Source organism: Massilia sp. TSP1-1-2 (genome assembly GCF_049896185.1).
Classification (GTDB): domain Bacteria; phylum Pseudomonadota; class Gammaproteobacteria; order Burkholderiales; family Burkholderiaceae_D; genus Telluria_A.
In genome coordinates this window covers 1-1,210 of the sequence record NZ_JAFCTU010000105.1, presented here as the reverse complement: position 1 = coordinate 1,210, position 1,210 = coordinate 1, and the positions used below count along the sequence as shown (strand labels likewise).

At 60.2% G+C, this 1,210-nt stretch carries 1 protein-coding gene and 1 pseudogene; both read left to right on the top strand.

Annotated features, from left to right (window positions below; all coding sequences use genetic code 11):
• Positions 1-280: dihydropteroate synthase (locus ACP7BV_RS27065; protein ID WP_426107993.1), on the top strand; the 280-nt coding region annotated here is incomplete at its 5' end.
• A 22-nt stretch (positions 281-302) separates the two neighbouring features.
• A pseudogene (glmM, locus tag ACP7BV_RS27060) lies at positions 303-1,210 on the top strand (phosphoglucosamine mutase); the annotation flags it as partial.

Below are 1,210 nucleotides of genomic sequence, written 5' to 3'. Positions count from 1 at the left end.
CGATCCCGGGTTTGGCTTTGGAAAAACGGTGAAACACAACTATGCATTGTTGCGCAACATTGGCCAAATGCAGCAGGCGCTTGGGCTGCCTGTGCTCGCTGGCGTATCACGCAAGTCGATGATAGGCGCCGTCACCGGCAAACCCGTGGAGCAACGGCTGGCAGGCAACATCGGCGGCGCATTGGCTGCGATAGCGCACGGCGCGCGCATTGTGCGCGTGCATGATGTAGTCGAAACAGTCGATGCAGTGAAAGTGTGGCATGCAGCCACAATTCCTTAATTACTACTAAGAAGAGCACAACATGGCACGTAAATATTTCGGTACAGACGGTATCCGTGGACTCGTTGGCGTTGCGCCAATCACGCCCGACTTCGTGATGCGCCTCGGCTACGCTGCCGGCAAAGTGCTGGCCAAGACCAGCAACGCCGCGTCCAAGCGACCGACCGTTCTGATCGGCAAAGACACCCGTATTTCCGGCTACATGCTCGAGTCCGCGCTGGAAGCAGGCTTTAACGCCGCCGGTGTCGACGTGCTGCTGGCCGGCCCGACGCCAACGCCCGCCGTCGCTTACCTGACGCGCGCGCTGCGCCTGTCCGCTGGCGTGGTCATTTCCGCTTCGCACAACCCGTTCCATGACAACGGCATCAAGTTCTTTTCCAAGCACGGCACCAAGTTGCCCGACGCGGTGGAAATGGAAATTGAGGAAGCGATCGACCAGCCGATGATTTGCGTGTCCCCTGAAAAGATGGGCCGCGCCAAGCGCCTGCAGCATTCGCAGGGCCGCTACATTGAATTTTGCAAAGGCACGTTCCCGAACGAGCTGGACCTGCGTGGCTTGCGCATCGTCGTCGATTGCGCGCACGGCGCAGCGTATGACATCGCGCCGCACGTGTTCCATGAGCTGGGCGCCGAAGTGATTTCGATTGGCGCCAGTCCGGATGGCTTCAATATCAACGCCGGCTTTGGCGCGACTGCACCGAAGGCGATGGCCGCCGCCGTGCTGTCGCACCGTGCCGACCTGGGCATCGCGCTCGACGGCGACGCCGACCGTTTGGTGATGTGCGACGCCAAGGGCCGCATCTATAACGGCGACGAGCTGCTTTACATTATGGTGCGCGACCGCATGATGACAAGACATGCCAAGCGGAGGCGTAAACGCTCCTCGGCCGGATGGAAAGAGTACGTCGAAAGCTGCGCGAACCGATTTTG